This window comes from Burkholderia sp. BCC1644 (genome assembly GCF_902833225.1).
Taxonomy (GTDB): Bacteria; Pseudomonadota; Gammaproteobacteria; order Burkholderiales; family Burkholderiaceae; genus Burkholderia.
Window position 1 is genome coordinate 216,752 of record NZ_CADFEI010000009.1, and the last position, 25,247, is coordinate 241,998.

At 67.6% G+C, this 25,247-nt stretch carries 20 protein-coding genes; 11 read left to right on the top strand and 9 right to left on the bottom strand.

What is annotated here, in order from left to right:
• The first annotated feature begins 69 nt into the window (after positions 1–69).
• The 7 genes from HWX87_RS19875 (at position 70) to HWX87_RS19905 (ending at position 9,364) form a co-directional block, all read left to right on the top strand.
• Entirely contained in the window at positions 70–960 is an 891-nt protein-coding gene (locus HWX87_RS19875) for a LysR family transcriptional regulator (RefSeq protein WP_176048700.1), read from the top strand.
• A 260-nt stretch (positions 961–1,220) separates the two neighbouring features.
• Positions 1,221–2,312 (top strand): DUF917 domain-containing protein, encoded by a 1,092-nt coding sequence (locus HWX87_RS19880; RefSeq protein ID WP_176048701.1) that lies wholly within the window; start codon positions 1,221–1,223, stop codon positions 2,310–2,312.
• A 15-nt stretch (positions 2,313–2,327) separates the two neighbouring features.
• Positions 2,328–3,968 carry a urocanate hydratase gene (locus HWX87_RS19885; RefSeq protein WP_176048702.1) on the top strand — a complete coding sequence of 547 codons (1,641 nt, stop codon included), beginning with the start codon at positions 2,328–2,330 and terminating at the stop codon, positions 3,966–3,968.
• Between the two features lie 36 nt (positions 3,969–4,004).
• Positions 4,005–5,327 (top strand): MFS transporter, encoded by a 1,323-nt coding sequence (locus HWX87_RS19890; protein ID WP_176048703.1) that lies wholly within the window; start codon positions 4,005–4,007, stop codon positions 5,325–5,327.
• Positions 5,328–5,344: 17 nt separating this feature from the next.
• Positions 5,345–6,979, top strand: a complete 1,635-nt coding sequence (locus HWX87_RS19895; RefSeq protein ID WP_176048704.1) for an aromatic amino acid ammonia-lyase — start codon at positions 5,345–5,347, stop codon at positions 6,977–6,979.
• A gap of 147 nt (positions 6,980–7,126) precedes the next feature.
• Entirely contained in the window at positions 7,127–8,227 is a 1,101-nt protein-coding gene (locus HWX87_RS19900; RefSeq protein WP_176048705.1) for a porin, read from the top strand.
• 66 nt (positions 8,228–8,293) lie between these two features.
• Positions 8,294–9,364 (top strand): porin, encoded by a 1,071-nt coding sequence (locus HWX87_RS19905; protein ID WP_176048706.1) that lies wholly within the window; start codon positions 8,294–8,296, stop codon positions 9,362–9,364.
• 49 nt (positions 9,365–9,413) lie between these two features.
• Here the strand turns inward: HWX87_RS19905 and HWX87_RS19910 are convergent, their stop codons facing one another.
• Positions 9,414–10,118 carry a GntR family transcriptional regulator gene (locus HWX87_RS19910; RefSeq protein ID WP_176048707.1) on the bottom strand — a complete coding sequence of 235 codons (705 nt, stop codon included), beginning with the start codon at positions 10,116–10,118 and terminating at the stop codon, positions 9,414–9,416.
• A gap of 183 nt (positions 10,119–10,301) precedes the next feature.
• Between HWX87_RS19910 and HWX87_RS19915 the strand changes: the two genes are divergently transcribed.
• From HWX87_RS19915 to HWX87_RS19930, 4 genes are all read left to right on the top strand, one after another.
• The gene (locus HWX87_RS19915; RefSeq protein ID WP_176048708.1) at positions 10,302–11,522 is read left to right on the top strand and encodes an aminotransferase class V-fold PLP-dependent enzyme; all 1,221 of its coding nucleotides are present in this window, start codon (positions 10,302–10,304) and stop codon (positions 11,520–11,522) included.
• 199 nt (positions 11,523–11,721) lie between these two features.
• Entirely contained in the window at positions 11,722–12,996 is a 1,275-nt protein-coding gene (locus HWX87_RS19920; RefSeq protein WP_176048709.1) for an MFS transporter, read from the top strand.
• Positions 12,997–13,048: 52 nt separating this feature from the next.
• Positions 13,049–13,807, top strand: coding sequence for a 2-keto-4-pentenoate hydratase (locus HWX87_RS19925; RefSeq protein WP_176048710.1), 759 nt, complete (start codon positions 13,049–13,051; stop codon positions 13,805–13,807).
• Positions 13,808–13,836: 29 nt separating this feature from the next.
• Positions 13,837–16,878 carry an FAD-binding and (Fe-S)-binding domain-containing protein gene (locus HWX87_RS19930; RefSeq protein ID WP_176048711.1) on the top strand — a complete coding sequence of 1,014 codons (3,042 nt, stop codon included), beginning with the start codon at positions 13,837–13,839 and terminating at the stop codon, positions 16,876–16,878.
• A gap of 43 nt (positions 16,879–16,921) precedes the next feature.
• On the opposite strand, the gene HWX87_RS19935 is transcribed toward HWX87_RS19930, so the two are convergent.
• From HWX87_RS19935 to HWX87_RS19970, 8 genes are all read right to left on the bottom strand, one after another.
• On the bottom strand, positions 16,922–17,827 hold the full coding sequence (locus HWX87_RS19935; protein ID WP_176048712.1) for a LysR family transcriptional regulator: 906 nt from the start codon (positions 17,825–17,827) through the stop codon (positions 16,922–16,924).
• A gap of 362 nt (positions 17,828–18,189) precedes the next feature.
• Positions 18,190–19,434 (bottom strand): acyl-CoA dehydrogenase family protein, encoded by a 1,245-nt coding sequence (locus HWX87_RS19940; RefSeq protein WP_176048713.1) that lies wholly within the window; start codon positions 19,432–19,434, stop codon positions 18,190–18,192.
• 34 nt (positions 19,435–19,468) lie between these two features.
• A complete protein-coding gene (locus tag HWX87_RS19945; RefSeq protein ID WP_176048714.1) occupies positions 19,469–20,227 on the bottom strand; it encodes a glucose 1-dehydrogenase in 759 nt (252 codons plus the stop codon).
• 7 nt (positions 20,228–20,234) lie between these two features.
• Positions 20,235–20,999 (bottom strand): SDR family oxidoreductase, encoded by a 765-nt coding sequence (locus tag HWX87_RS19950; protein ID WP_176048715.1) that lies wholly within the window; start codon positions 20,997–20,999, stop codon positions 20,235–20,237.
• A gap of 61 nt (positions 21,000–21,060) precedes the next feature.
• Entirely contained in the window at positions 21,061–22,092 is a 1,032-nt protein-coding gene (locus HWX87_RS19955; protein ID WP_176048716.1) for a phosphotransferase, read from the bottom strand.
• A 20-nt stretch (positions 22,093–22,112) separates the two neighbouring features.
• Positions 22,113–22,787 (bottom strand): histidine phosphatase family protein, encoded by a 675-nt coding sequence (locus HWX87_RS19960; protein WP_176048717.1) that lies wholly within the window; start codon positions 22,785–22,787, stop codon positions 22,113–22,115.
• Between the two features lie 165 nt (positions 22,788–22,952).
• The gene (locus tag HWX87_RS19965) at positions 22,953–24,242 is read right to left on the bottom strand and encodes an acyl-CoA dehydrogenase family protein (protein WP_176048718.1); all 1,290 of its coding nucleotides are present in this window, start codon (positions 24,240–24,242) and stop codon (positions 22,953–22,955) included.
• A gap of 171 nt (positions 24,243–24,413) precedes the next feature.
• Positions 24,414–25,091 carry a TetR/AcrR family transcriptional regulator gene (locus HWX87_RS19970; RefSeq protein WP_176048719.1) on the bottom strand — a complete coding sequence of 226 codons (678 nt, stop codon included), beginning with the start codon at positions 25,089–25,091 and terminating at the stop codon, positions 24,414–24,416.
• Positions 25,092–25,247: the final 156 nt, after the last annotated feature.

Genomic DNA, 25,247 nt, shown 5'->3' on the forward strand with positions numbered 1-25,247 from the left:
GTTTAGGCAGCGCTCTGCCAGAATGTCTCATGCCGATTTATTACCCCCACATAACATGGAGTTAAGGCTGTGCGTCTGAACCTGCGCCAGATCGAGGTGTTTCGCGCCATCATGCTGACCGGCTCGATCAGCGGCGCCGCGAAGCTGCTGCACGTGTCGCAGCCGGCCGTCTCGCGGCTCATTTCGTATGCCGAACAACGGCTCGGCCTCGCGCTGTTCGAGCGCATCAAGGGGCGGCTCTACCCGACCCCTGAAGCGCAGCGGCTGTTCGTCGAAGTGAACGCGGTGTACCAGAGCGTGCAGCGCGTCAACGAAATCGCGGAAGACCTGATCGAGAACCGGATGGGCCACCTGCGCATCGCGTGCAGCCCCAATCTCGGGCAATCGCTGCTGCCGCGCGCGATCGCGGCGTTCTACGAGCGCTTTCCCGACGTGCGCATCATCCTGCACACGATGATCCCGAGCGTGCTGCTGCAAGCGGTGCTCACCCAGCAGGTCGAACTCGGCATCGCGTTCCTGCAGGACACGCACCCGAACGTCGAGAGCCAGCCGCTCTATGAAAACCGGATGGTCGCGGCCGTGCCCGCATCGCACCCGTTCGCGCGCCGCAAGACGCTGGCCGTGCGCGATCTCGCGAACCAGCCGCTGATCGGCTATGGCAGCGACATTCCGCTCGGGCAGCTGGTGCGGCGGCTGTTCAGCGACGAAGGGCTCGTGCCGCAGGTCAAGATCGAGGTGCAGCAGGCGCATGTCGCTTGCGCGCTCGCGCAGGCCGGCACCGGCATCGCGCTGATCGACGAACTGACGGTCGCGGGGCCCGTGTGGCCGCAGATCGTCGTGAAGCCGATCGTGCCGACCATTTCCGCGCCGGTCAGCGTGCTGCACCCCGTACTCGCACCGCTGTCGCGGCTCGCGCACGAGTTCATCGACACACTTCATACGCTCTCCGCAAATGCATGAATTCCGGTGCCGAAACGGGCTGAAACCGTTGTCCAGCCTGCGTTTCGCCGTCGCACCGACGGCCGCCGATCGCGGCGCCGGCAGCCCGCCGCTCGGGCGTCACCGGGATTACCCTACGCTTAACATCGCGTTATGAAGTCTCCATAAAATAGCAATAACGCTCAATATTCGGCGTCCCTAGAATCGTTTGGACAGTACCGCCACACAAGGCTTTCCGGCCGGCGCGTACAGCCCTTTTTCCCTCTCAGGACAAACGACACATGGGACGCATTCTGTCTTCGAAGGACGTCGAAGCCGCCGTCAAGGGCGGTTCGGTTTTCGCATGCGGCGGCGGCGGCTGGGCCGACCACGGCCGTGAACTCGGCACGCTCGCGGTCACGATCGGCCGCCCCGAACTGGTGAGCATCGACGAATTGCCGGACGACGCATGGATCGCCACGGCCGCCGCGATCGGCGCGCCGGGCGGCCTCACCGACTGGCAAATGCTCGGCGCCGACTACGTGAAGGCCGCGCAGCTCGTCCAGGACGCGCTCGGCGAGCCGCTCGCGGGGCTCATCATCGGGCAGAACGGGATGTCGAGCACGCTGAACGCGTGGCTGCCGTCCGCGCTGCTCGGCACCAAGGTGGTCGACGCGGTGGGCGACATCCGTGCGCATCCGACTGGTGACATGGGCTCGCTCGGCCTCGCATCGAGCACCGCGCCGATGATCCAGGCGGCGGCCGGCGGCAACCGCTCGCAGCATGCGTACATGGAAGTGGTCGTGCGCGGCGCGACCGCGCGGGTGTCGCCGGTGCTGCGCAAGGCGGCCGACATGGCCGGCGGCTTCATCGCGAGCTGCCGCAACCCGATTCGCGCATCGTATGTTCGCCAGCACGCGGCGCTCGGCGGCATCAGCCGCGCGCTCGCACTCGGTGAAGCGATCATCGACGCCGAGCGACGCGGCGGCAGCGCGGTGATCGATGCGATCTGCGCGGCCACGCACGGCGAGATCATCGCGAGCGGCAAGGTCGAGCGCAACACGCTCGAATACACGCGCGAAGCGTTCGACGTCGGCCTCGTCTACCTCGGCAGCGGCGCGCAACGCGCGGTCATTCACGTGATGAACGAACACATGGCGGTGGACGACGCGCACGGCGCACGGATCGCGACCTACCCGGACGTGATCACGACGCTCGATGCCGAAGGCCGCCCGGTCAGCGCCGGACAGTTGAAGGAAGGGATGGAAATCCACGTGCTGCGCGTGGCGAAGGCGCACATTCCGCTGTCGTCGTCGGTATTCGATCCGGCCGTGTACCCGCCGGTCGAAGCCGCGCTCGGCATCTCGATCGCCGACTATGCGCTCGCGCGCTGAACGGGAGGCGACACCATGACCCGCACTTTCGAAGTCACGTCCGGCAACACGCTGCGCTGCAAGGGCTGGCGCCAGGAAGCGCTGCTGCGCCTGCTCGAGAACGTGCTCGCCGTCGGCGAGGCCCCCGAACAATTGATCGTCTACGCGGCGCTCGGCCGCGCAGCGCGCGACTGGCCGTCACACGACGCGATCGTGCACACGCTGAAGACGATGGACGAAGACCACACGCTCGTCGTCCAGTCCGGCAAGCCCGTCGCGTTGCTGCGCACGCACGCGAGCGCGCCGCTCGTCGTGATGGCGAACTGCAACCTGATCGGCCAGTGGGCGAAGGCCGAACACTTCTACGAACTGGAACGCCGCAACCTGATCTGCTGGGGCGGCCTGACGGCCGGCGACTGGCAGTACATCGGCTCGCAGGGCGTGATCCAGGGCACGTATGAAATCTTCTCGCGGATCGCCGAGCGCCATTTCGACAACGACCTGCGCGGACGCTTCATCCTGACCGCCGGCCTCGGCGGAATGGGTGGCGCGCAACCGCTCGCGGGCCGGATGGCGAACGCGGCGACGCTCGTCGTCGAGATCGACCAGACGCGCATCGACAAGCGGCTGCAGATCGGCTTCCTCGAACGGCAGGCGCGCGATCTCGACGAGGCGCTCGCGCTGATCCGCGACGCGCAGGCCCGGCGCGAGCCGATCTCGGTTGGCCTGCTCGGCAACGCGGCCGACGTGTTCCCGGCGATCCTCGCGCGCGGCGTCGTGCCCGACATCGTCACCGACCAGACGGCCGCGCACGATCTCGTCTACGGCTACGTGCCGTCGGGCTTCACGCTCGACGAAGTGCGCGCGCTGCGCGAGCGCGACCGCACGAAGCTGATGGACGCGAGCCGCGCGTCGATCGTGCGGCACGTCGAAGCGATGCTCGGCTTCAAGGATCGCGGCGCGATCGTGTTCGACAACGGCAACCTGATCCGCACGCATGCGAAGGACGGCGGCGTCGCCCGCGCGTTCGAGATCCCGGTGTTCACCGAGGCATTCCTGCGCCCGCTGTTCTGCCGCGCGATCGGCCCGTTCCGCTGGATCGCGCTGTCGAACGACCCGAACGACATCCGCATCATCGACGACTACCTGCTCGAACACTTTCCGGACAACCGGATCGTCACGAACTGGATCCAGCGCGCCCGCGAATGCGTGCCGTTCGAAGGGCTGCCGGCGCGCATCGCATGGCTCGGCCACGGCGAGCGTACGCGGCTCGCGCTCGCGGTCAACGCGATGGTGCGCGACGGCGTGCTGGCCGGGCCGGTCGCGTTCACCCGCGACCACCTCGATGCCGGTGCGATGGCGCACCCGAACATCATGACCGAGAACCTGCGCGACGGCTCCGACGCGGTGGCCGACTGGCCGCTGCTGAACGCGATGATGAGCTGCTCGTCGATGGCCGATCTCGTCGCGATTCATTCGGGCGGCGGCGGCTACAGCGGCTACATGACGAGCGCGGGCGTCACCGTCGTGGCCGACGGCAGCGCGGCGGCGAACGAGCGGCTGACGCTGTCGATGACCAACGACACCGCGCTCGGCGTGATCCGCTACGCGGATGCCGGCTACGAAGAAGCGCTCGACGAAGCGGAACGCAAGCAGATTCCGCACATCCGGCTGTAACGGCCGGCTCGCACGACGACAAGACAGGAGATCGAAGTGAAGCAAACCGCGGTTCCCCTCGACACGGCCACGGCCGTGTCGCCCCCCGCCTCGCGTGCCGGGCGCGCAATCGCCGCGGCGTCGATCGGCAACGCGCTGGAGTGGTACGACTTTTCCGTCTACGCGTTTTTTGCCGTGTACATCGCGCAGAACTTCTTCCATCGCGGCAACACCGGCACCGAGCTGGTCGAGGCGTTCATGGCGTTCGGGATCGGCTTCATCGCACGGCCGCTCGGCGCGCTCGCGATCGGCGTGTACGGCGATCGCGCCGGCCGCAAGGCCGCGCTGACGCTGACCATCCTCGTGATGGCGGCCGGCACCGGCATCATCGCGTTCGCGCCGCCGTTCACGGCGATCGGCATCGGCGCGCCGCTGCTGATCCTGTGCGGCCGGCTGCTGCAAGGCTTCTCGGCCGGCGGCGAAGTGGGCGGCGCCGCGGCGTTCCTGATCGAGCACGCACCGGCGGACAAGAAGGGCCGCTACGCATCGTGGCTGCAGGCGAGCATGGCCGCGTCGAACATCCTCGGCGCGCTGGTCGCCACGGCCGTGACGCTCACGCTGTCGCGCGAACAGATCGGCGACTGGGGCTGGCGGATTCCGTTCATCCTCGGTCTCGCGATCGCGCCGGTCGGCCTGTGGCTGCGCAAGACGCTCGACGAAACGCCGCATTTCCGCGCGGAAATGGCACGCGCCGCGCATGCACCGGCCGAGCGCAAGACGCCGCTGCTGCAGGTCGTGCGCGACTATCCGCGCGCGCTCGTGGTCGGCACCGGGTTCTCGGTGTTGTGGGCCGTGTGCGTGTATGCGCTGGTGATCTACATGCCGACGCACGTGCAGCGCGCGCTGCATTTCGACGGGCGCGATGCGTTCATCGCGTCGCTGGTCGGCAACTGCCTGATGGCCGTCACCTGCGTGTGCGCCGGAAGCTGGTCGGATCGCTTCGGGCGGCGCAAGGTGCTGACGGCCGGCGCGACGCTGATGCTCGTGTCGGTGTATCCGCTGCTGCACTGGCTCGCCGACGTGCACACGCTCGCCGCGCTGATCGTCGTGCAAAGCGCGTTCTGCGTGATGGTCGCGATCTTCACGGGTGTCGCGCCCGCCGCGCTGTCGGAGCTGTTCCCGACCCGCGTGCGTGCGACCGGCATGTCGCTGTCCTACAACATCGCCACGACGATCTTCGGCGGCTTCGCGCCGGCGATCCTCGCGTGGCTCACGCAACGATCGGGCAACCCGTTCGCGCCTGCCTGGTATGTGATGGTCGCGAGCGTCATCGCACTCGTGTCGATCGCCGCGCTGTCTTCCACGTCACGTCACGCCTGAATTCGGAGAACTGCTTCATGCAACGCTTCCTCATGCGGAGCGCGGTCGCGCTCGCACTTTTCGCCGCCGTCCCGGCCTTTGCGGACGTCACGCTCGACGGCCGGTCCGCCACGCCCGAATCGATCGCCCGCATCGCCGACGGCGAAGCCGTGTCGATCGCGCCGGCCGCCCGCCAGCGCGTCGTCGCCGCTCACGACGTGCTGCTGAAGGCCGCCGCGGCCGGCCAGCAGATCTACGGGCTGACGGTCGGCGTCGGTCTCAACAAGGACCGCGAGATGGTCGATGCGCACGGCAAGCTGTCGCAGGAAGTCATCGACGCGTCGACGCGCTTCAACATCGGGCTGATCCACGCGCACTCGGGCAGCGTCGGCCCCGACATGAGCGTACGCGTGGCGCGCGCCGCGATGGCCGCCCGCCTGAACGCGATGCTCGACGGCGGCGCCGGCGTGCAGCCGGCGATCGTCGACGCGTACGCGCAGTTCCTCAATCGCGGCGTCACGCCCGCGATGCCGGCGGACGGCTCGATCGGCGAAGCCGACATCACGATCCTGAGCCATGTCGGCCTCGCGATGCTCGGCGAAGGCGACGTGTACTACCAGGGCCGCAAGGTCGCGGCCGCCGGCGCGCTGAAGTCGGCCGGCATCACGACGATCCGCCCGTACGGCAAGGACGCGCTCGCGATCCTCAGCTCGAACGCGTATTCGGCCGGCATGGGCGCGCTGGCGCTCACCGACATGGCACGGCTCGCGCAGGTGTCGAAGGTCGTGTTCGCGCTGAGCCTGCAGGGGCTGAACGGCAACGTGTCGCCGTTCCGCGAGGACACGCTCGCGCTTCGGCCGTTCCCGGCGACGCTGCGCGCGGGCGCCACTCTGCGCACGCTGCTCGCGGGCAGCAGCCTGTGGAATCGCGATCCGGACCGGCCGCTGCAGGATCCGCTCAGCTTCCGCTCCGGCGTCTACCTGCTCGGCGAAGAGGATCGCACCTACGACGAGGCGCGTGCGCTGCTGCAGGTGCAGCTCAATTCGAGCGACGACAATCCGGGCGTCGCGGTCGGCGTCACGCCGAAGTCGACCCGCGCGCAGGATGCGGCCGGCTACGTCGACGGTGGTGGCGCGGTGCTGCCGAGCGCGAACTTCGAGCCGCTGCCGTGGGTGCTCGCGTTCGAACAGCTCGGGCTCGCGCTCGGCCACAACGCGCTCGCGTCCGCGCAACGCATCGTCAAGCTGAACGACCCGCACCTCACCGGCCTCTCGCGCTTCCTCGGAACCGAGGACACCGTGCATGCGTTCGGCGCGATGGAAAAGCCGCCGACCGCGCTCGCGATGACGGTGAAGTCGCTCGCGATGCCCGTGTCGCTCGACTACCTGCCCGTTGCCGGCGGCATCGAGGACATCGCGACGAACGCGCCCGACGTCGTGCAGCGCGTGCAGAAGCAGATCGACGCGAGCTACACGCTGCTCGGCCTCGAACTGATCGAGGCATCGCAGGCGATCGACCTGCGCCAGCGCAAGCAGCCGTCGTTCACGCTCGCGCCGGCCACGCTGCCGCTGTATCGCGCACTGCGCGCCAAGGTCGCGTTCCTCCAGCGCGACCGCCCGCTCACGCCCGATTTCCGCGCCGCCGATACGCTGCTGCGCGCGTATCGCGACTGAGCGGCGCACCGCCCTTCCGTCGCTTCATCCGTCAGCTGTCCCGCCCGCCGCCGCGATCGACGTCCGATCGCGGTGCGGGACCCGAAGGTCCGTTCGTATCGCACCGCCGCTCGCTGTCTTTCAACCATCCCGCACCGGAACATCATCATGAAAAGAATCCTGTTCGCGCTGCCGCTCGCCGCGGCCGCTACCGCTCACGCGCAAAGCAGCGTCACGCTGTACGGCATCGTCGAGGACGGCGTCGACTACGTGTCGAACGTGCAGGGCAAGCATCTCGTGCAGCTCGCGTCCGGCGTGACGGCCGGCAGCCGCTGGGGCGTGCGCGGCACCGAGGATCTCGGCGGCGGCCTCAGCGCGATCTTCCGGCTCGAAAGCGGCTTCGACCTCAACTCCGGCCGCCTCGGCAGCGGGCTCGCGTTCTCGCGCAACGCATACGTCGGCCTGAACGACACGAAGCTCGGCACCCTCACGCTCGGCCGCCAGTGGGATTCGATCGTCGACTACGTCGAGCCGTTCACGCTGAACGGCAACATCGGCGGCTACTACTTCGCGCACCCGAACGACATGGACAACACCGACAACGGCTTCCCGATCTCGAATGCGGTCAAGTACCGCAGCCCGACGATCGCGGGCATCACGTTCGGCGGCCTCTATGCGTTCGGCGGCCAGCCGGGCCGCTTCTCCGACAACGCGACGTTCAGCGTCGGCGCGAGCTACGCGGCGGGCCCGGTCGGCTTCGGCATCGGCTATCTGCGGATCAACAACCCGGGCGTGTCGACGCAGGGCTACCAGAACTATCCGGGCTTCACGAACGCGATCTACGGCAACTACCTCGATGCGGCGCGCGCGCAGAAGGTGTTCGGCGTGGGCGCGTCGTATCAGGTCGTGCAGTGGCTCAAGGTGCTTGCCGATTTCACGAACACCAACTTCCAGCAGGGCAGCGCGGGGCACGACGCGACGTTCCAGAACTACGAGCTGTCGACGCTCGTCACGCCGACCCCGGCCGTGACGGTCGGCGCCGGCTACACGTACACGACGGGCCGCGATCACGCGACGAATGCCGAACCGAAGTATCACCAGTTCAACCTGAGCGTCGAGTACGCGCTGTCCAAGCGCACGAGCGTCTACGTGATGGGGGCGTTCCAGAAGGCGGCCGGCGACGCGCCGGTCGCGCAGATCGCGGGCTTCAATCCGTCGAGCAACCAGAAGCAGGCCGTCGGGCGCGCGGGTATCCGCCACGTGTTCTGACGCTCCGTTCGACGGGTGCCGCCGCGCACCCGTCCGGCCTCTCTTCCTTCACGCCATTCAATCAGTATGCCTATTCATCTGATCCGGGGCGCCGGCAGGCGCCGCCGGCTGCTGTCGACCGTCGGCGCATCGCTGATCGCCTGTACGATCGCCGACGACGCCACGGCCCAGTCGTCCGTCTCGCTGTACGGGCTGGCCGACGTTTATGTCGGCACGCAAAAGAGCCTCGGCAAGCCGCGCGCGTATGCCATGAATTCGGGCGGCTTCACGACGAGCTTCTGGGGAATCGGCGGCCGCGAGGATCTCGGCGGCGGCTATGCGCTGCAGTTCGCGCTCGAAGCGTTCATGCGCCCGTCGAACGGCGGCGCCGGCCGCTTCAGCGGCGATACGTTCTTCGGGCGCAACGCGTATGTCGGCGTCGCGACGCCGTACGGCGTGCTGCGCGCGGGACGCAACACGACGCCGTATTACGTCTCGGTCGTGCGCTTCAACCCGTTCTCGACGTCGTTCGGTTTTTCGCCGGCGCTGAACCAGATGTACAAGGGCGTATCGGGGCAAGGCCTCGTCGGCGACAACGGCTGGAGCAATTCGGTGCTGGTTTCGACGCCCGGCGAGCACGCGCTGCAGGCGAGCCTGATCTATGCGACCGGCAACGCGCCCGGCCACGCGGGCGCGAACCAGTGGGGCGGCAGCGTCACCTACGACGGGCGCCGCGCGTTCAGCGCGACGCTCGCGTATCAGCAGGCGAAGTACGACCGGACGCCGGGCGACCTGAACGCCGCCATCACCGGCTTCACGCAGCAGGACGCCGTGCTGGCCGGCGTCGGCTACGACCTGAAGGTCGTGAAGTTCACCGCGTTCTATCAGTATGTGCACGACGCGATCGACGGCGGCGGGCTCGGCACGCACAGCGGGCAGGTAGGCGCAGCGGTACCGATCGGCTTCGGCACGGTGCTCGCGTCGGTGATGGCCGCGAAGAGCCACGGGCGCGACCGCCCGTCGAGAACGACCTGGGCGCTCGGCTACGACTACCGGCTGTCGAAACGGACCGACGTCTACGTCGCGTTCATGCGCGATCGTGCGAGCGGCTACGGGAGCGGCGATTCGGCCGGGCTCGGCCTGCGCACGGCATTCTGAGCCGGCACACGCCAACGCGGCGCCAAGACCGTTCGTGTGCGGCGGGCGACTACGCGTCGACTTCCGCGTGCAGCAGCAACACCGCGTCGCGCTTCTCCAGCAAGTGCCGCCGCAGGATCGCCGCGAGCGCCTTGCCGTCGCGCGCCTCCAGCGCCTTGATCATCTCCTCGTGATCGTGCACCGCGCGATCCCACTTCTCGACGTGCTGGTTCGAGCGGAACCGCATCGACATGATCCGACGGTTGATCGCCTGGTACGTGCCGCGCAGCGCCGAGTTGCGCGCGGCCTCGTTGATGCGGTCGTGGATTTCCTGGTTGCGGCTGTAGTAGCCGGGCAGATCGTTCTGCATCCGGCACGCGAGCATCGAGTAATGCAGCGCCTTGATCTCCGCGAGTTCGGCCGGCGTGATGCGCTCGCAGGCCAGCTCGCCTGAAAACGCCTCCAGCCCCGACATCAGTTCGAACGTCTCGCGGATCTCCGATTCGCTCATCCGGTACACGCTCGCGCCGCGGTTCGGCGACAGCACCAGCAACCCCTCGGACGCCAGCACCTTGAATGCCTCGCGCAGTGGCGTACGCGAAATGCCGAGCGTCTCGCACAACTCGCGCTCGTTCAGCCGCATGCCGGGCGTCAGCACGCCTTCGACGATGAACTTGCGCAGGTGCTCGACGACCGTGTCGTGCAGCCGTTGCCGCTCCAGTTTCGGCAGTGCCGGCGCGCCGCCGGCATGCTCCAGATCATTCAAATCTTGCATGCAAAGTCCTTCCTTCTTGCTTCCCGCGATTCTACTGCAACTCGCCCGACCCGAATATCGCCACGCCAATGTCGGGTAAACACCGGCATTTTCGGCGAAATCAGCGCTTGGTTCTGCTGCGATCCCTCTGCTAAAGTATTTTGCATGCAAAATTCAAAATGCAACCAAGGAGACAGAACGACCATGCTGCAACTCGACTTCCACCCGTCCGGCCGCCATTTCCTGCAGATTCCGGGGCCGAGCCCGGTGCCCGACCGCATCCTGCGGGCGATGAGCTATCCGACCATCGACCACCGCGGCCCCGAATTCGGCGCGCTCGGCCTCAAGGTGCTGGCGGGCATCAAGAAGATCTTCAAGACCACCCAGCCGGTGGTCATCTACCCGGCGTCGGGCACCGGCGCGTGGGAAGCCGCGCTGACCAACACGCTGAGCGCCGGCGATACCGTGCTGATGTTCGAAACGGGCCACTTCGCGACGCTGTGGAAGAAGATGGCCGAGGCGCTCGGCCTGAAGCCCGCATTCCTCGGGCTGCCGGGCATCGAAGGCTGGCGTCGCGGCGTGCAGCCCGACATGATCGAAGCGCGCCTGCGCGCCGACACAGCGCACGACATCAAGGCCGTGTGCGTGGTGCACAACGAAACGTCCACCGGCGTCACCTCGGACATCGCGGCCGTGCGCCGCGCGATCGACGCGGCCGGCCACCCGGCGCTGCTGATGGTCGACACGATCTCGGGGCTTGCGTCCGCCGACTACCGCCATGACGAATGGGGCGTCGACGTGACGGTGTCGGGCTCGCAGAAGGGGCTGATGCTGCCGCCGGGCATCAGCTTCAACGCGGTGTCGCCGAAGGCGCTCGCGGCGAGCGAGCACGCCAGGCTGCCGCGCGCGTTCTGGGGCTGGCACGAGATCATCGAGGCGAACAAGAACGGCTACTGGCCGTACACGCCGAACACCAACCTGCTGTACGGGCTGGCCGAAGCGCTCGACATGATCCTCGGCGAAGGGCTCGACAACGTGTTCGCGCGCCACCAGCGGCTCGCGGAAGCGACGCGCCGCGCGGTGCGCGCATGGGGTCTCGAGATCCAGTGCGCGGACCCGGCCGTCTACAGCCCCGTGCTGACCGGCGTGATGATGCCCGACGGCGTCGACGCGGACGCCGTGCGCAAGCTGATCTACGAACGCTTCGACATGTCGCTCGGGCAGGCGCTCGGCAAGATGCGCGGCAAGATGTTCCGCATCGGCCATCTCGGCGACTGCAACGACCTCACGCTGATGGCCACGCTCACCGGCTGCGAGATGGGGCTGAAGCTCGCCGGCGTGCCGGTTGCCGCGAGCGGCGTCGTCGCGGCGATGGACTACCTCGCGTCGAACACGCACACGCCGGCGCTGCGCGCGGCGGCCTGAGCGCGGACGGCAGCACGCGCGATCCCGGCGCGCCGCCCGACGCACCCGTTCCTCTTCACGGGCGGCCGCACGCAGTCGTCACGACGCGCACCGTCCGCTGCCGACGCGCGCCCGCCCCGCTTCATCAGCACGACCCGCCCAGATGCCGGCCTCGACGCCGGCACGGGCAGCAAGCCAGACAACATCCAGGAGACGACACATGAAGCTGTTCCGAGCGACCGGCATCGTGCTGGTGATGCTATGCGTGATGTACTTCATCACGTACCTCGACCGCGTGAACGTGAGCACGGCCGCCGCCGGGTTCGGCAAGGAATTCGGGCTGAACAAGACGGAGATCGGCCTCGTGTTCTCCGCGTTCGCGTATCCGTACCTCGTATTCCAGATCATCGGCGGCTGGGTCAGCGACCGCTTCGGCGCGCGCCGCACGCTGCTCGCATGCGGGCTGCTGTGGGCCGTCGCGACGCTGCTGACCGGGATGGCCGGCGGCCTCGCGTCGCTGCTCGCCGCGCGCCTGCTGCTCGGGCTCGGCGAAGGCGCGACGTTCCCGGCGGCCACGTCGGCAATGTCGCGCTGGGTGCCGCGCGAGAAACGCGGCTTCGCGCAGGGCATCACGCATGCGTTTTCGCGCGTCGGCAACGCGGTCGCGCCGGCCGCCGTCGTCGCGGTGATGGCCGTGTACGGGTGGCGCGAATCGTTCTACATCTGCGGCGTGATCAGCATCGTGTGGGTCGCGGTGTGGGCGCTCGTCTACACCGAGCATCCGAAGGATCACCCGCGCATCACGCAGGCCGAACTCGATGCGCTGCCGCCGCCCAAACAGAAGCCCGCCACCGTGCCGTGGGGCCCGCTGTTCCGCCGGATGATGCCCGTCACGATCGTCTACTTCTGCTACGGCTGGACGCTGTGGCTGTTCCTGAGCTGGATTCCGCAGTACTTCCTGCACAGCTACGACCTCGACCTGAAGAAATCGGCCGTGTTCGCATCCGCGGTGTTCTTCGCGGGCGTGATCGGCGACACGCTCGGCGGCATCGTCACCGACCGCATCTATGCGCGCACCGGCAGCCTCAAGCGCGCACGCAGCTGGATGGTGTCGATCTGCATGCTGTTCACGCTGCTGTCGCTGCTGCCGCTGCTGTTCATGCACGACCTGTACGTGTCGATGGCGTGCCTCGCGGCCGGGTTCTTCTTCGCCGAAATGACGATCGGCCCGATGTGGGCCGTGCCGATGGACATCGCACCGGAATACTCGGGCACCGCGAGCGGGATGATGAATTCCGGCTCGGCGCTCGCGGCGATCCTGTCGCCGGTGATCTCCGGCTTCGTGATCGACCGCTTCGGCAGCTGGGAGTTGCCGTTCATCGGCAGCATGGTGCTGATGGGCGTGGGCGTGCTGCTCGCGTTCCGCATGCAGCCGGACAGCCGCTTCGCCGATGCGCCTGCAGAACAGCCGGCAACCCACCGCTCGCCGGCCTGATGCCAACGGGGCGCTGCCGCCGCCCCGCTTTTTCTCCTTTTTGCCATTCACGATGACTCAAGCCACTCACGACCTCGCCGTCCGGCTCGCCGCCGGCTGGCAACACGGCATCGCGTTCGCCGCGCTGCCTTCAGCACTCGTCCCCGCCGATGCCGACGACGCCTATGCGGTGCAGGCGCAACTGCTCGCCGAGCGCCGCGCCGCGATCGGTGCGTGGAAGGTCGGCGCGAAGCAGCCCGACGGCCCGATCCAGGGCGCATCACTGCCCGACGACTGCCGCCACGCGAGCGGCGTCACGCTGCCGCGCGGCGCGTTCCGGCCGCTCGGCCTCGAACTGGAGATCGCGTTCCGCTTCGGCCGCGACTTCGCGCCGCGTGCGGCCGCCTATGCCGACGATGAAGTGTTCGACGGCATCGCGCAGATGGGCGCCGCGATCGAGATCGTCGCGAGCCGCTTCCGCGAATGGCCGGACGTCGCGCCCGCCGCGCAACTCGCCGACCTGCAGAACCACGGCGCGCTCGTGCTCGGCGAAATGACCGGTTATCGCGCGGATTTCCCGTTCCTCACACCCCACCCCGCTTTCACGTTCGACGGGCGGGACATCGCCGCCACCACCGGCACGAACCCTGCGGGCGACCCGCGCCGCCTGTTGCCATGGCTCGTCAATCACGCGTCGCGGCGCGGCATCGTACTGCCGGCCGGCACCGTCGTCACGACCGGCTCGTACACGGGGATGGCTTTCCCGCAGGCCGCCGGCACGGCCGTCGGCCGCATCGCCGGGCTGCCGCCCGTCAGCGTCACGCTCGCCTGATCCGTTTTCACCCGATACCGATCGCCACCATGAAATCCGCCGTCTCGCCTTCGCTGGTTCGCCCCGTCCATCTCGTGCCGTCGCAAGGCGCCGCACTGTCGCCGCTGTTCGAGCGGCTGCGCACGGAAATGCGCGGCGACGTCCACGCCGATCGCGCAAGCCGCGGCCGCTACGCGACCGACGCGTCGATCTACCAGATCATGCCGCTCGGCGTGGTCGTGCCGCGCGACCAGGACGACCTGCGCGTCGCGCTCGACATCGCGCGCGACCGCAAGATCCCCGTGCTCGCGCGCGGCGCCGGTACGAGCCAGTGCGGGCAGACGGTCGGCGAGGCGCTCGTCGTCGACAACAGCAAATGGTTGAACCGGATCGTCGAATTCGATGCGCAAGCGCACACCGTCACCGTCGAGCCCGGCATCGTGCTCGATCACCTGAACGCGTGGCTGAAGCCGCACGGGCTGTGGTTCCCGGTCGACGTGTCGACCGGCGCACAATGCACGATCGGCGGGATGGCCGGCAACAACTCGTGCGGGTCGCGCTCGATCGAGTACGGCAACATGGTGCACAACGTGCTCGCGATCGACGCGATCCTCGCGGACGGCAGCGAATGCCGGTTCGGCTCGCTCGCGCAGCCCGTTACCGACCGTCGCACGCTCGAGCTGCTGCACGGCGTCGAACGCATCGCGATACGCGAGCGCGACGAGATCGTCGAGCGCGTGCCGAAGGTGCTGCGCCGCGTGGCCGGCTACAACCTCGACCTGTTCGACTGCCAGAACCCGCGCGCGTACACCGACGACGGCCACGCGAATCTCGCGCACCTGCTCGTCGGCTCGGAAGGCACGCTCGCGTACAGCCGGCAGATCACGCTGAAGCTCGCGCCGCTGCCCGCGCACAAGACGCTCGGCGTCGTGAACTTCCCGACCTTCTACCAGGCGATGGACACCGCGCAGCACATCGTGAAGCTGAAGCCGGTGGCCGTGGAGCTGGTCGATCGCACGATGATCGACCTGTCGATGGAGAACCCGGCGTTCCGCCCGGTGATCGAGCAGGCGCTGGTCGGGCAGCCGCAAGCGATCCTGCTCGTCGAGTTCGCGGGCGAATCGCGCGACGCGCAACTGGCGCAACTCGACCGGCTCGCCGAACTGATGGCCGATCTCGGGCTGCCCGACAGCGTCGTGAAGATGACCGATGCCGGCGCGCAGAAGGCGCTGTGGGACGTGCGCAAGGCCGGGCTCAACATCATGATGAGCATGAAGGGCGACGGCAAACCGGTATCGTTCATCGAGGATTGCGCGGTGCCGCTCGAACATCTCGCCGAATACACGCGCCGCCTGACCGACGTATTCCACAAGCATGAAACCGAAGGCACGTGGTACGCGCATGCCAGCGTCGGCACGCTGCACGTGCGGCCGATCCTCGACATGCGGCGCGACGGCGCGACGCGCATGCGCGAGATCGCCGAGGAAGCGGCCGCGCTCGTGCGCGAGTACAAGGGCGCGTATTCGGGCGAGCACGGCGACGGGCTGTGTCGCGGCGAATGGGTTGCGTGGCAATACGGCCCGCGCCTGAACGCGGCGTTCGCGGAGATCAAGGCGTTGTTCGATCCCGACAACCGCTTCAACCCGGACAAGATCGTCAATCCGCCGAAGATGGATACGCGCGAGCATTTCCGTTTCGCGCCCGGCTATGCGGCGCTGCCGCTGCAACCCGCGCTCGACTGGTCGGCCTGGAACGTCGCGCGCAACCCGCTGACCGGTGAAGAAACCGCGCCCGGCTCCGGCACCGACATCACGCACGGGCTCGCGTCGGCCGTCGAGATGTGCAACAACAACGGGCACTGCCGCAAGTTCGACGCGGGCACGATGTGCCCGAGCTATCGCGTGACGCGAGACGAGCAGCACGTGACGCGCGGCCGCGCGAATACGCTGCGGCTCGCGGTGACGGGCCAGCTTGGCGCCGATGGCCTCGCCGGCGACGACGTGAAGGCCGCGCTCGACCTGTGCGTGTCGTGCAAGGGCTGCAAGCGCGATTGCCCGACGGGCGTCGACATGGCGCGCTTCAAGATCGAGGCGCGACATGCGTGGAACCGCAAGCACGGCGCGACGCTGCGCGAACGGCTCGTCGCGTATCTGCCGCGTTATGCACCATGGGCTGCACGCATGCGCGGCGCGATCGCGTTTGCAAACGGCGTGCCGGTCGTCGCATCAGCAATGAAGCGGTGGATCGGGCTCGCGCCGCAGCGCGCGCTGCCTGCATTTGCACGGCCGTTTCTCACGGATGCGGGTATGGGTGCAGGGACGTCAGTGTCTTCGCAAGATACCGGCTCGGTGACCCGCGAAGTGCTGCTCTTCGTCGATACGTTCAGCAACTACCAGGAACCGGACAATGCGCGCGCCGCGCAGGCCGTGCTCGAAGCGGCCGGCTACACCGTGCATTTCAACGTGCGCGAAGGCGAGCGGCCACTGTGCTGCGGCCGCACGTTCCTCGCGGCCGGGCTCGTCGATGAAGCGAAGGCCGAGGCGAAACGCACGCTCGATACGTTGCGGCCGTATCTCGAACGCGGCGTCGCGATCGTCGGGCTGGAGCCGTCGTGCCTGCTGTCGATGCGCGACGAGTTTCTTGCTTATGGCTATGGCGACGAAGCGGCGCGACTGGCAAGCCACGCGTTCCTGTTCGAGGAGTTTCTCGTGCGCGAACAGGAGGCCGGCCGCTTGTCGCTGCCGCTGCACGCAATCGATGCGAAGGAAGCGCTCGTGCACGGCCATTGCCATCAGAAGGCGTTCGGCGCGTTCACGCCGGTGCAGACGGTGTTGCGCTGGATTCCGGGCCTGAAGGTGTCGCCGGTCGAATCGTCGTGCTGCGGGATGGCCGGCAGCTTCGGCTATGAAGCCGAGCACTACGCCGCGTCGCAGGCGATGGCCGAGCTGTCGCTGTTGCCGGCTGTGCGTGCGCGAGCAGAAGACGCGATCGTCGTCGCGGACGGCACGAGTTGCCGGCATCAGATCCAGGATGGCGCGCAAACTCAAGCCGTGCATGTGGCGCGTGTACTGGCGCAGGCATTGCAAAACTGAAGACGCTATCGAAGCGCATGCGGCGCGCACGCGCCGCGCTCGATCACTGCGGTTCGCCCATTCCGCCCATCAGTGTCATCAGCTGTTCGCGCAGCCACCGGCTGCCCTGGTCCTGATCGGCACTGCGATGCCAGTAGCAGAAATAGTCGAGCCCCGGCATCTCGAACGGCAGTTCGAGAATGCGCGCCGGATAGCGCTGCAGCAGCCGCAGCGGCGCCGTCAGCGCGAGATCGCCGCGCATCGCGATCAGCGGCGCGACCATGTAGTGCTGCACGCGCATCTGGATGTCGCGGCGCAGCCCGAGACGCGTCAGCTCCGCATCGACGTGCCCGCTGCCCTTGCGGCGGCTCGACACGTGGATGTGCCCCATCGACAGGTAGTCGTCCATGGTGAGCGTGTCGCCCTTGAACGGGTGGTCGTCGCGGATCATGCAGGCGTAGCGGTCTTGCACGAGCAGCGCCTGGTGCAGGTGCGGATCGCCGATCAGCGGCGCGTCGATCGCGATGTCGACGGAACCGTTCGCGAGCGCGGTCGCGACTTCGCGGCGATCCATCGTGTAGCTGCGCACGTGCATGCCCGGCGCATGCGTCTGCAGCAGTTCGCCGAGCGCCGGCAGCAGCAGCGCTTCGGTCAGGTCGCTCATGCTGAGCCGGAACACGCGCTCGGACGACGCCGGATCGAACACGTCGCCCTCGTGCGCGCTCGAATCGAGCAGTTGCAGCGCCTCGCGCACACGGCCGACGATGTTCTCGGCCATCGGGGTCGGCATCATCCCGGCCGGCGTGCTGACGAACAGCGGATCGTTCAGCGTCTTGCGCAGCCGCGCCAGCGCGTTGCTGACGGCCGGCTGCGTGAGGTTCAGCACCTCGGCCGCGCGCGTCAGGTTGCGCTTGTTGTAGATCGCCTCGAATACGACGAACAGGTTCAGATCAATCTTCGTCAAGCGCATCGCCGGATCTCCAGGGGGCCTGTTCCCGCTCATAACGGGCTTGCGAACGCGCGTTGCCGGTCGTAGTGCAAGGAGAGAGGAGCGCCGTTTGGCCAAGCCAAACAAGTGACGATCGACGCCGCAATACGGCCGGCAACGCACGTTCCCCTGTTTGGGAAAATTCGTTCGTGGGGCTGGCCGCCAGAAGGGCCGATCGCGGCGTCATGCTCCTTGCGAATACATTGAGTATTCGCTTCGTCGCAATCCTTGCGCTCGGCCCTTCTGGCGGCCAGCGCAAGCCCGTTATGAGCGGGAACAGGCCCCACATCTTACGGCGCGCGCCGCCCGTTCGTCCATGTTCGCCAGACGAATCGAGCGGAGGCTCAGCCGCGCAGCGGCGGCGTCAGGTACGGCGCGGTCGAACCGGGCTCGCCGTCCTTGATCTCCATCCGCGCAATGGCCTGCAGGTGCACCTCGTCCGGGCCGTCGGCGAAGCGCAGCGCGCGGCCCCAGGTCCACAGGTCGGCGAGCGGCGTATCGGGGCTCAACCCCGCCGCGCCGAACACCTGCATCGCGCGGTCGCATACATCGGTATAGACGGTCGGCACGAGCGCCTTGATCATCGAGATCTCCTTGCGCGCGGCCTTCGCGCCGACCTTGTCGATCATCCACGCGGCCTTCAGCACCAGCAGGCGCGCCTGGTCGATCTCGATCCGCGAACGCGCGATCCATTCGCCGACGGTGCCGTGCCGGTTCAGCGGCTTGCCGAACGCGACGCGCGACTGCGCACGGTCGACCATCAGTTCCAGCGCCAGCTCGGCCGCGCCGATCGAACGCATGCAGTGGTGGATGCGGCCCGGCCCGAGGCGCGCCTGCGCAAGCGCGAAACCGCTGCCTTCCTCGCCGAGCAGGTTGCGCGCCGGCACGCGCACGTTGTCGAACGTGATCTCGCAATGCCCTTCCGGTGCATGGTGATTGACCACCGTGATGTTGCGCACGATCGTCACGCCCGGCGTGTCGCGCGGCACGAGGATCATGCTCTGCTGCTGGTGCGACTCGGCATCGGGGTCGGTCTTGCCCATCACGATGAAGATCTTGCAGTTCGGATGCGCGGCGTTCGTGATGAACCACTTGCGGCCGTTGATCACGTACTCGTCGCCCACGCGCTCGATGCGCGTCGTGATGTTCGTCGCATCCGACGACGCGACGTCGGGCTCCGTCATCGCGAACGCCGAGCGGATCTCGCCGCGCAGCAACGGCAGCAGCCATTCCTCGCGCTGCTCGGGCGTCGCGAACATGTGCAGCAGCTCCATGTTGCCGGTGTCCGGCGCATTGCAGTTGAACACTTCCGACGCCCAGCTCACGCGCCCCATGATCTCGGCGAGCGGCGCGTATTCGAGGTTCGTCAGGCCCGTGCCGGGCTCGTCGTCCTTCAGGTGCGGCAGGAACAGGTTCCACAGCCCTTCCGCCTTCGCGCGCTCCTTCAGTTCCTCCATGAACGACACGGGATACTGGCCCGCATGCACTTCCTCGTTCCACTGACGGATGCGCGGCACGATGTGCGCGTCCATGAATGCGCGCACGCGTTCGCACAGTGCTTCCACTTTCGGGGTGTAGCCAAAGTCCATGATCGACTCCTCGAGATTTTCGTGTTCCGTTCGGTCAGAAGGCCGAGACACCGCCGTCGACGGCGACGGCCTGCCCGGTCAGATACGTGTTTTCCTTTGCGCACAGCGTCAGCATCGTCGCGACGATTTCGTCGGGCCGGCCGAGCCGCTTCATCGGCGAGCCCTGCGCGAGAAAGTCCTGGCGGTCGCCGATATCGCTGTCGGTGACCATCGGCGTCGCGCTGTAGAACGGGCACACCGCATTCACGCGGATGCCGTGGCGCGCGTATTCGAGCGCGGCCGTCTTCGTGAGCCCGACCACCGCATGCTTCGACGCCGCGTACGCGGCCAGCTTCGGCGCGCCGCCGAGCCCGGCCATCGACGCGACGTTCAGGATCACGCCTTCGCGCTGCGCGAGCATCTGGCGGATCTGGTGCTTCATCCCGAAGAACACGCCCTTTGCGTTCACCGCGAAGCTCAGGTCGAGATCGGCCTCGTCGGTGTCGATCAGCGCCTTCATCGGCGGGGCGATGCCCGCGTTGTTGATGCCGACGTCGAGCCGCCCGAAGCGCTCGGCGGCGTCATGCACCAGCGCCGCCACGTCCGCTTCGACGCGCACGTCGCAGCGCTGCGCGATCACGTCGGCGCCGGCCGCGCGCAGCGGCGCGGCCACGCGTTCGAGCGCTTCGCCGTTCAGGTCGCCGAGCGCGAGCCGCGCGCCCATCGCGGCGAGTTCGCTCGCGAGCAGCGCGCCGAAGCCGCTCGCGGCGCCGGTGATCATCACGGCCTGGCCGGCGTAGCTGTCGATTTTCATCGCGCGTTCAGATCGTCAGGCCGCCGTCGACGACGATGCATTCGCCGTTCGTGTAGCTCGCCGCGTCCGACACGAGATACAGCACGGTGCCGGCCATTTCGCGCGGCTCCGCGTGGCGGCGCAGCGGGATCTTCGCCTTCCAGGTTTCGTAGATGTCCTTGTCGGCGAACAGCGCGCCTGCGAACTTCGTCTTCGTGAGCCCCGGCAGCAGCGCATTCACGCGAATGCCGAGCGGCCCGCACTCCTTCGCGAACGCCTTCGTCATGTTGACGACGGCCGCCTTCGTGATCGAGTAGATGCCCTGCCGGTCGCCCGGCTGCAGCGCGTTCACCGACGCCGTGTTGACGATCGCGCCGCCACCGTGTTCCTTCATCAGCTTGCCGGCTTCGACGGACATGAAGAAGTAGCCGCGGATGTTCACGTCGACGGTCTTCTCGTAGGCGGCGAGATCCGTATCGAGGATGTGCCCGAAATACGGGTTCGCGGCCGCATTGTTCACGAGGATGTCGAGCCGCCCGTGCCTGCCGCGGATGTGCTCGAACGTCGCCGCGATATCTTCCAGCCGCCCGACGTGGCAGGCCAGCGCCTCGGCGCGGCCGCCCGCCGCGACGATCGCGTCGGCCACGGCCTGGCAGTCGTCGAGCTTGCGGCTCGACACGATCACGTGCGCGCCCTGCTCCGCGAGCAGTTTCGCGATTTCCTCGCCGATGCCGCGGCTTGCGCCCGTCACCAGCGCGATCTTGCCGGTCAGGTCGAACAGATTCGTTGCCATGTTGTCTCGCTCCTCCATTGTTGATGGGTATGTCGTGTGGCCGCGTACGATCGCGGCGCTTTCAGCGATGCGCGTCGATCACGCTCACGGCCAGTTCGGCCAGCCGGCCAGCCATCGCGCCGACGCGCAGCGCCTGCTCGCTCGACGCGTTGCCCTGCAGCGCGCGCGCCTTCACGCCCTGCGCGATCGACGCGAGCCGGAAGAAACTGAACGCGAGATAGAAGTGCCAGTCGCGGATCGGCTCGATCCCGCGCAGTTCGCAGTAACGCGCGACGATCGCCGCTTCGTCAGGAATGCCGAGTTCGTCGCGATCCTGGCCCGCGAGCCCACGCACCTGCCCGCCGGTCGGCAGCCGCAGGCACATGCAGAAATAGGCGAGATCGGCGAGCGGATTGCCGAGCGTCGACAGCTCCCAGTCGAGCACGGCCTGCACGCGATAGCCGTCGCGCGCGAACATCAGGTTGTCGATCCGGAAATCGCCGTGCACCAGCGCCGGCCGGCCCGTGTCCTCGGGGCAGGCTTTCGGCAGCCAGTCGATCAGCGTCTCCATCGCGTCGAGACGCTCGGTTTCGGCCGCGCGATACTGCTTCGTCCACACGCCGATCTGGCGCTCGAAGTAGTTGCCGGGTCGGCCGTAGTCGGCCAGGCCCACCGCGCCGACATCGACGTCGTGCAGCGCGGCCATCGTCTGCAGCAGCGCGTCGTAGCACGCCGCGCGATCGGCCTTCGGCAGTTCCGGCAGCGCGGGATCCCAGAAGATCCGGCCGTCCTCGAAGCTCATCACGTAGAACAGGCTGCCGATCACGTCGCGGTCTTCGCAGAGGTGATACGGCCGTGCGACCGGCACCGCGGTGCCCGACAGCGCGGTCAGCACGCGGAATTCGCGGTCGACCGCGTGCGCGGACTTCAGCAGTTCGCCCGGCGGCTGGCGGCGCAGCACGTAGCGGCCGCTCTTCGCGTGCAGCAGGAAAGTCGGATTCGACTGGCCGCCGGCAAACTTCTCCGTGTCGACCGGGCCTTCGAAGCCCGGCACGTGCGTTTCCAGATAGCGCGTGAGGCGGGCTGTGTCGAGTTGCTGGGAAGGGTTCGTCATCGTCGCGTGTCGTTCGTGGGTCAGCCGTAGGTCCGCCATGCGTGCCGTTCGGGATCCTCCAGATGCGGGATGCCGTTGAACGACGCGAGGTGGAACGCATCAGCGTTGAAGAAAAACTGCGAAAGACTGCTGTTGCGGATCTGCAGGTTCAGCGCGATCGCGCTCGACGGCGGCGCCGCGAGCACCTGCTGGACGGTGGCGGCGATCGGGCCGCCGGAACTCACCGCGAGCACGCGCTGGCCGCCGCCGTGGCGGATCGCGGCGCGTGCATCGGCCACGCGCTGCTGGAAATGCGACCAGGTTTCGGGGGCCGCTTCGCCGAGCTTGTCCTCGGTCCACAGCTGCAGCACCTGCCGGAGCGCGCGGAAATGCTCCTTCATCGAGCCGGCGGCAAGCCGCGCGATCTCCGGGTAGTCGCGGGCGGCGGCCGCGAACAACCCGTGGAAGTCGTATTCGTTCAGGCCGGGATGGCGGTCGACCGGCACGCCTTCGCGGCCCATCCCGCGCAGGATCGCGTCGACCGTCTGCGCATGGCGGGTCATCGTGCCGCAGATCACGCGGTCGAACGTCAGGCCCTGCCGCGCGAAGTATTCGCCGAGCCAGGCGCCCTGCTGCTCGCCCGCCGCGGAAAGCCGGTCGTAGTCGTCGGTGCCGAACGACGCCTGCCCGTGCCGTACCAGAAAGAGTTCAGCCATCGCATGCCCGCCTGAGTGAAGGATTCAGCATAGCCAGCGGGCGACCATTTTTAAAATTTATTTGATGAATGAGCGGGTATTCACCATGGGAATCCCCGATTCACCGGGACGGAACGCGTCGCCGGACCGGCCGAACCGGCGCGCGCCCCCGCTCCCTCGCGCCGCTTACTCGCGCGTCCACCCGTTCTGATAAAGGTGCCCGGCCAGCACGCCGAGGCGCGACGCGAGAACGTAGTTCTCGCCATCCTCGATCAGCGCCGAACGCACGTCGCGAAACAGCTTCTCGATCGGGAACTCGCGCGTGGTGCCGTTGCCGCCGAACAGCTGGAACGCCTCGTGCGTGATCTTCATCGCTTCCTCGGTCACGCTCACCTTCGCCTGCGCGGTCGCGTACGGATGGCTCTGCGGCGACATCCGCGAGAACGCGAGGCTGCGGCGCGCGATCGCACGCGCCATCTCGAGCCGGCGCAGCATCTCGCCGATGCGCAGGTGCGTCATCTGGTGATCCATCAGCAGCGCGCCGCCCTGCTTGCGCTCGTGGCAATACGCGAGCGCCAGTTCGAACGCGGCGCGCGCCGCGCCGACGAACACCTGGCACATGTGCGTGCCCGCATACGACCACGTCGACGCGAGGTTGCCGAGATAGTCGTCCTTCAACGCGACCGCGAAGCGCTTCGGCACCTTCACGTTGTCGAAATAGATTTCGCCCTGCGGCAGCGAACGCTGGCCGATCTTGTCGAGCGGCTTGCCGCGCGATATGCCCGGCAGGTCGAGCGGCAGGATCATCGCGATGCCGTTCGTGAACGCGCTGCGCTCGCCTTCCCCGTAAAAGCCGTCGCCGTAGTCGGCCGCCATGTACGCGAGCGCGACCTGCGCGACCGAGCCGTTCGAGATCCACGCCGAGCTTTGTCCGTTGATCACGATCTCGTCCGCGCCGACCTTCGCGGTCACGTTGCCGACCGGCTGCCGGCCGTTCGCGCCGAGTTCCTGCCGATACAGGATCGCCGCGTCCGACCCGCGATCGGGCTGCGTGTTCATCCAGCAGCCGACCTTGCCCGCGCACATCTCGACCAGTTCGGGATTGCCGACCGTATGCGCCATCATCAGCGGCATCGTGGCCGCGCCGATCGACACGGCGAGGCCCGAATCGCCCCAGCCGAGCTCCTCGCCGATCAACGACTCGATGCGCACGGCCGTTTCCGGCGGAAACTGCGCGATCAGTTGCGGATCGAGCCCGAGCTTCGCGCTCTCGACGATCGCGGCCCAGTATGGCGAGCCGGGCGCGATCACCTCCTCCGCCGTCATCCGGTCGAGCTCGCGGCCGATCGGCCGCAGCACGTCGCGCGCAAAGCGGTGAACCGTGTGCTGGATTGCGCTTTCCTCTTCGCTCAACGGCGTCTCGAAGCCGGTCATGCCGACCACGGGCAGCGCCGCGGACTTGTTCAGACGAATCATCTCCGTTCTCCTCCTGGACTCGAATCATGTTGGCCGGACAGCGGATGCGCCCGGCCATCCCACATCTAGTAATACATACCAAACATAGGTCATCATGACAAACGCAGGAAGCAAAAAAAAGACAGGGTATTCCCCTGTCTCTTCCCGCATTGCCGCTGTGGGCTCGCGCGGTTACTTGCCGGCCGGAACCGCCAGCGTGCCGTACGCGATCGCGCGCGAGGTCGCGGTGAAATACGCGTCGAGCGCCTGCGTATGGCGCCCGGTGCCGTATTGCATCGCGAAGCCGTCGGCCAGCGCGATCAGCATCGTCGCCGCATGCCGGCTATCGGCCGCGCTGTGCGCGGAATTGACCGCGCGCAGTAACTGCGCGAGGTCGCGCGTGAGCGATGCATACCATTCGTCGTAGAGCTTGAAGCACTCGGGATCGGTGGCCGCGAACGACAGGAAGTGCCGGAACAATGCGTTGTACTTGGCATCCTTCGCATCCTTGATCGAACGCTCGAGGATCTCCTCGAACACGTCGCGCGGCGAAGCGTCGCTGCTGATCGCGCGCTTCATGTCGTCGAGGTACGTATCGATGACCGGCTCGATGACGGCCCGCAACACGGCGATCCGGGTCGGGAAGTAGTACTGCAGATTGCTGACGCTGATCCCCGCGGCCGCGGCAACCGCACGCTGCGAGAATTCCAGCGGGCCGCCTTCCAGCAACAGCTTGCGTGCGACGCGAATGATCGTGTTGCGCGTGCGCAGGCCTTGCGCGCGCAACCCGTCCGGGTTGCCGGCTGCTGCGGGGGTGGCAGTCGAAGTGCGCCGCTTCTTGCTGCTGCGCGGTTCGTTGGACACTGTCATCGTGTTCGTCGTGAAGGTGGCGTTTCGGCTTCGTCGAAGGGACGCTCCGTACCTTACGGAGCGCAAACGACTATACCCGATGCGCGCTTCATTTTCCATCGAGCGGCCCTTCTGCCGGGCCGCCCCGCCGGACCCACGTTGCCGCGTCGCGACGCG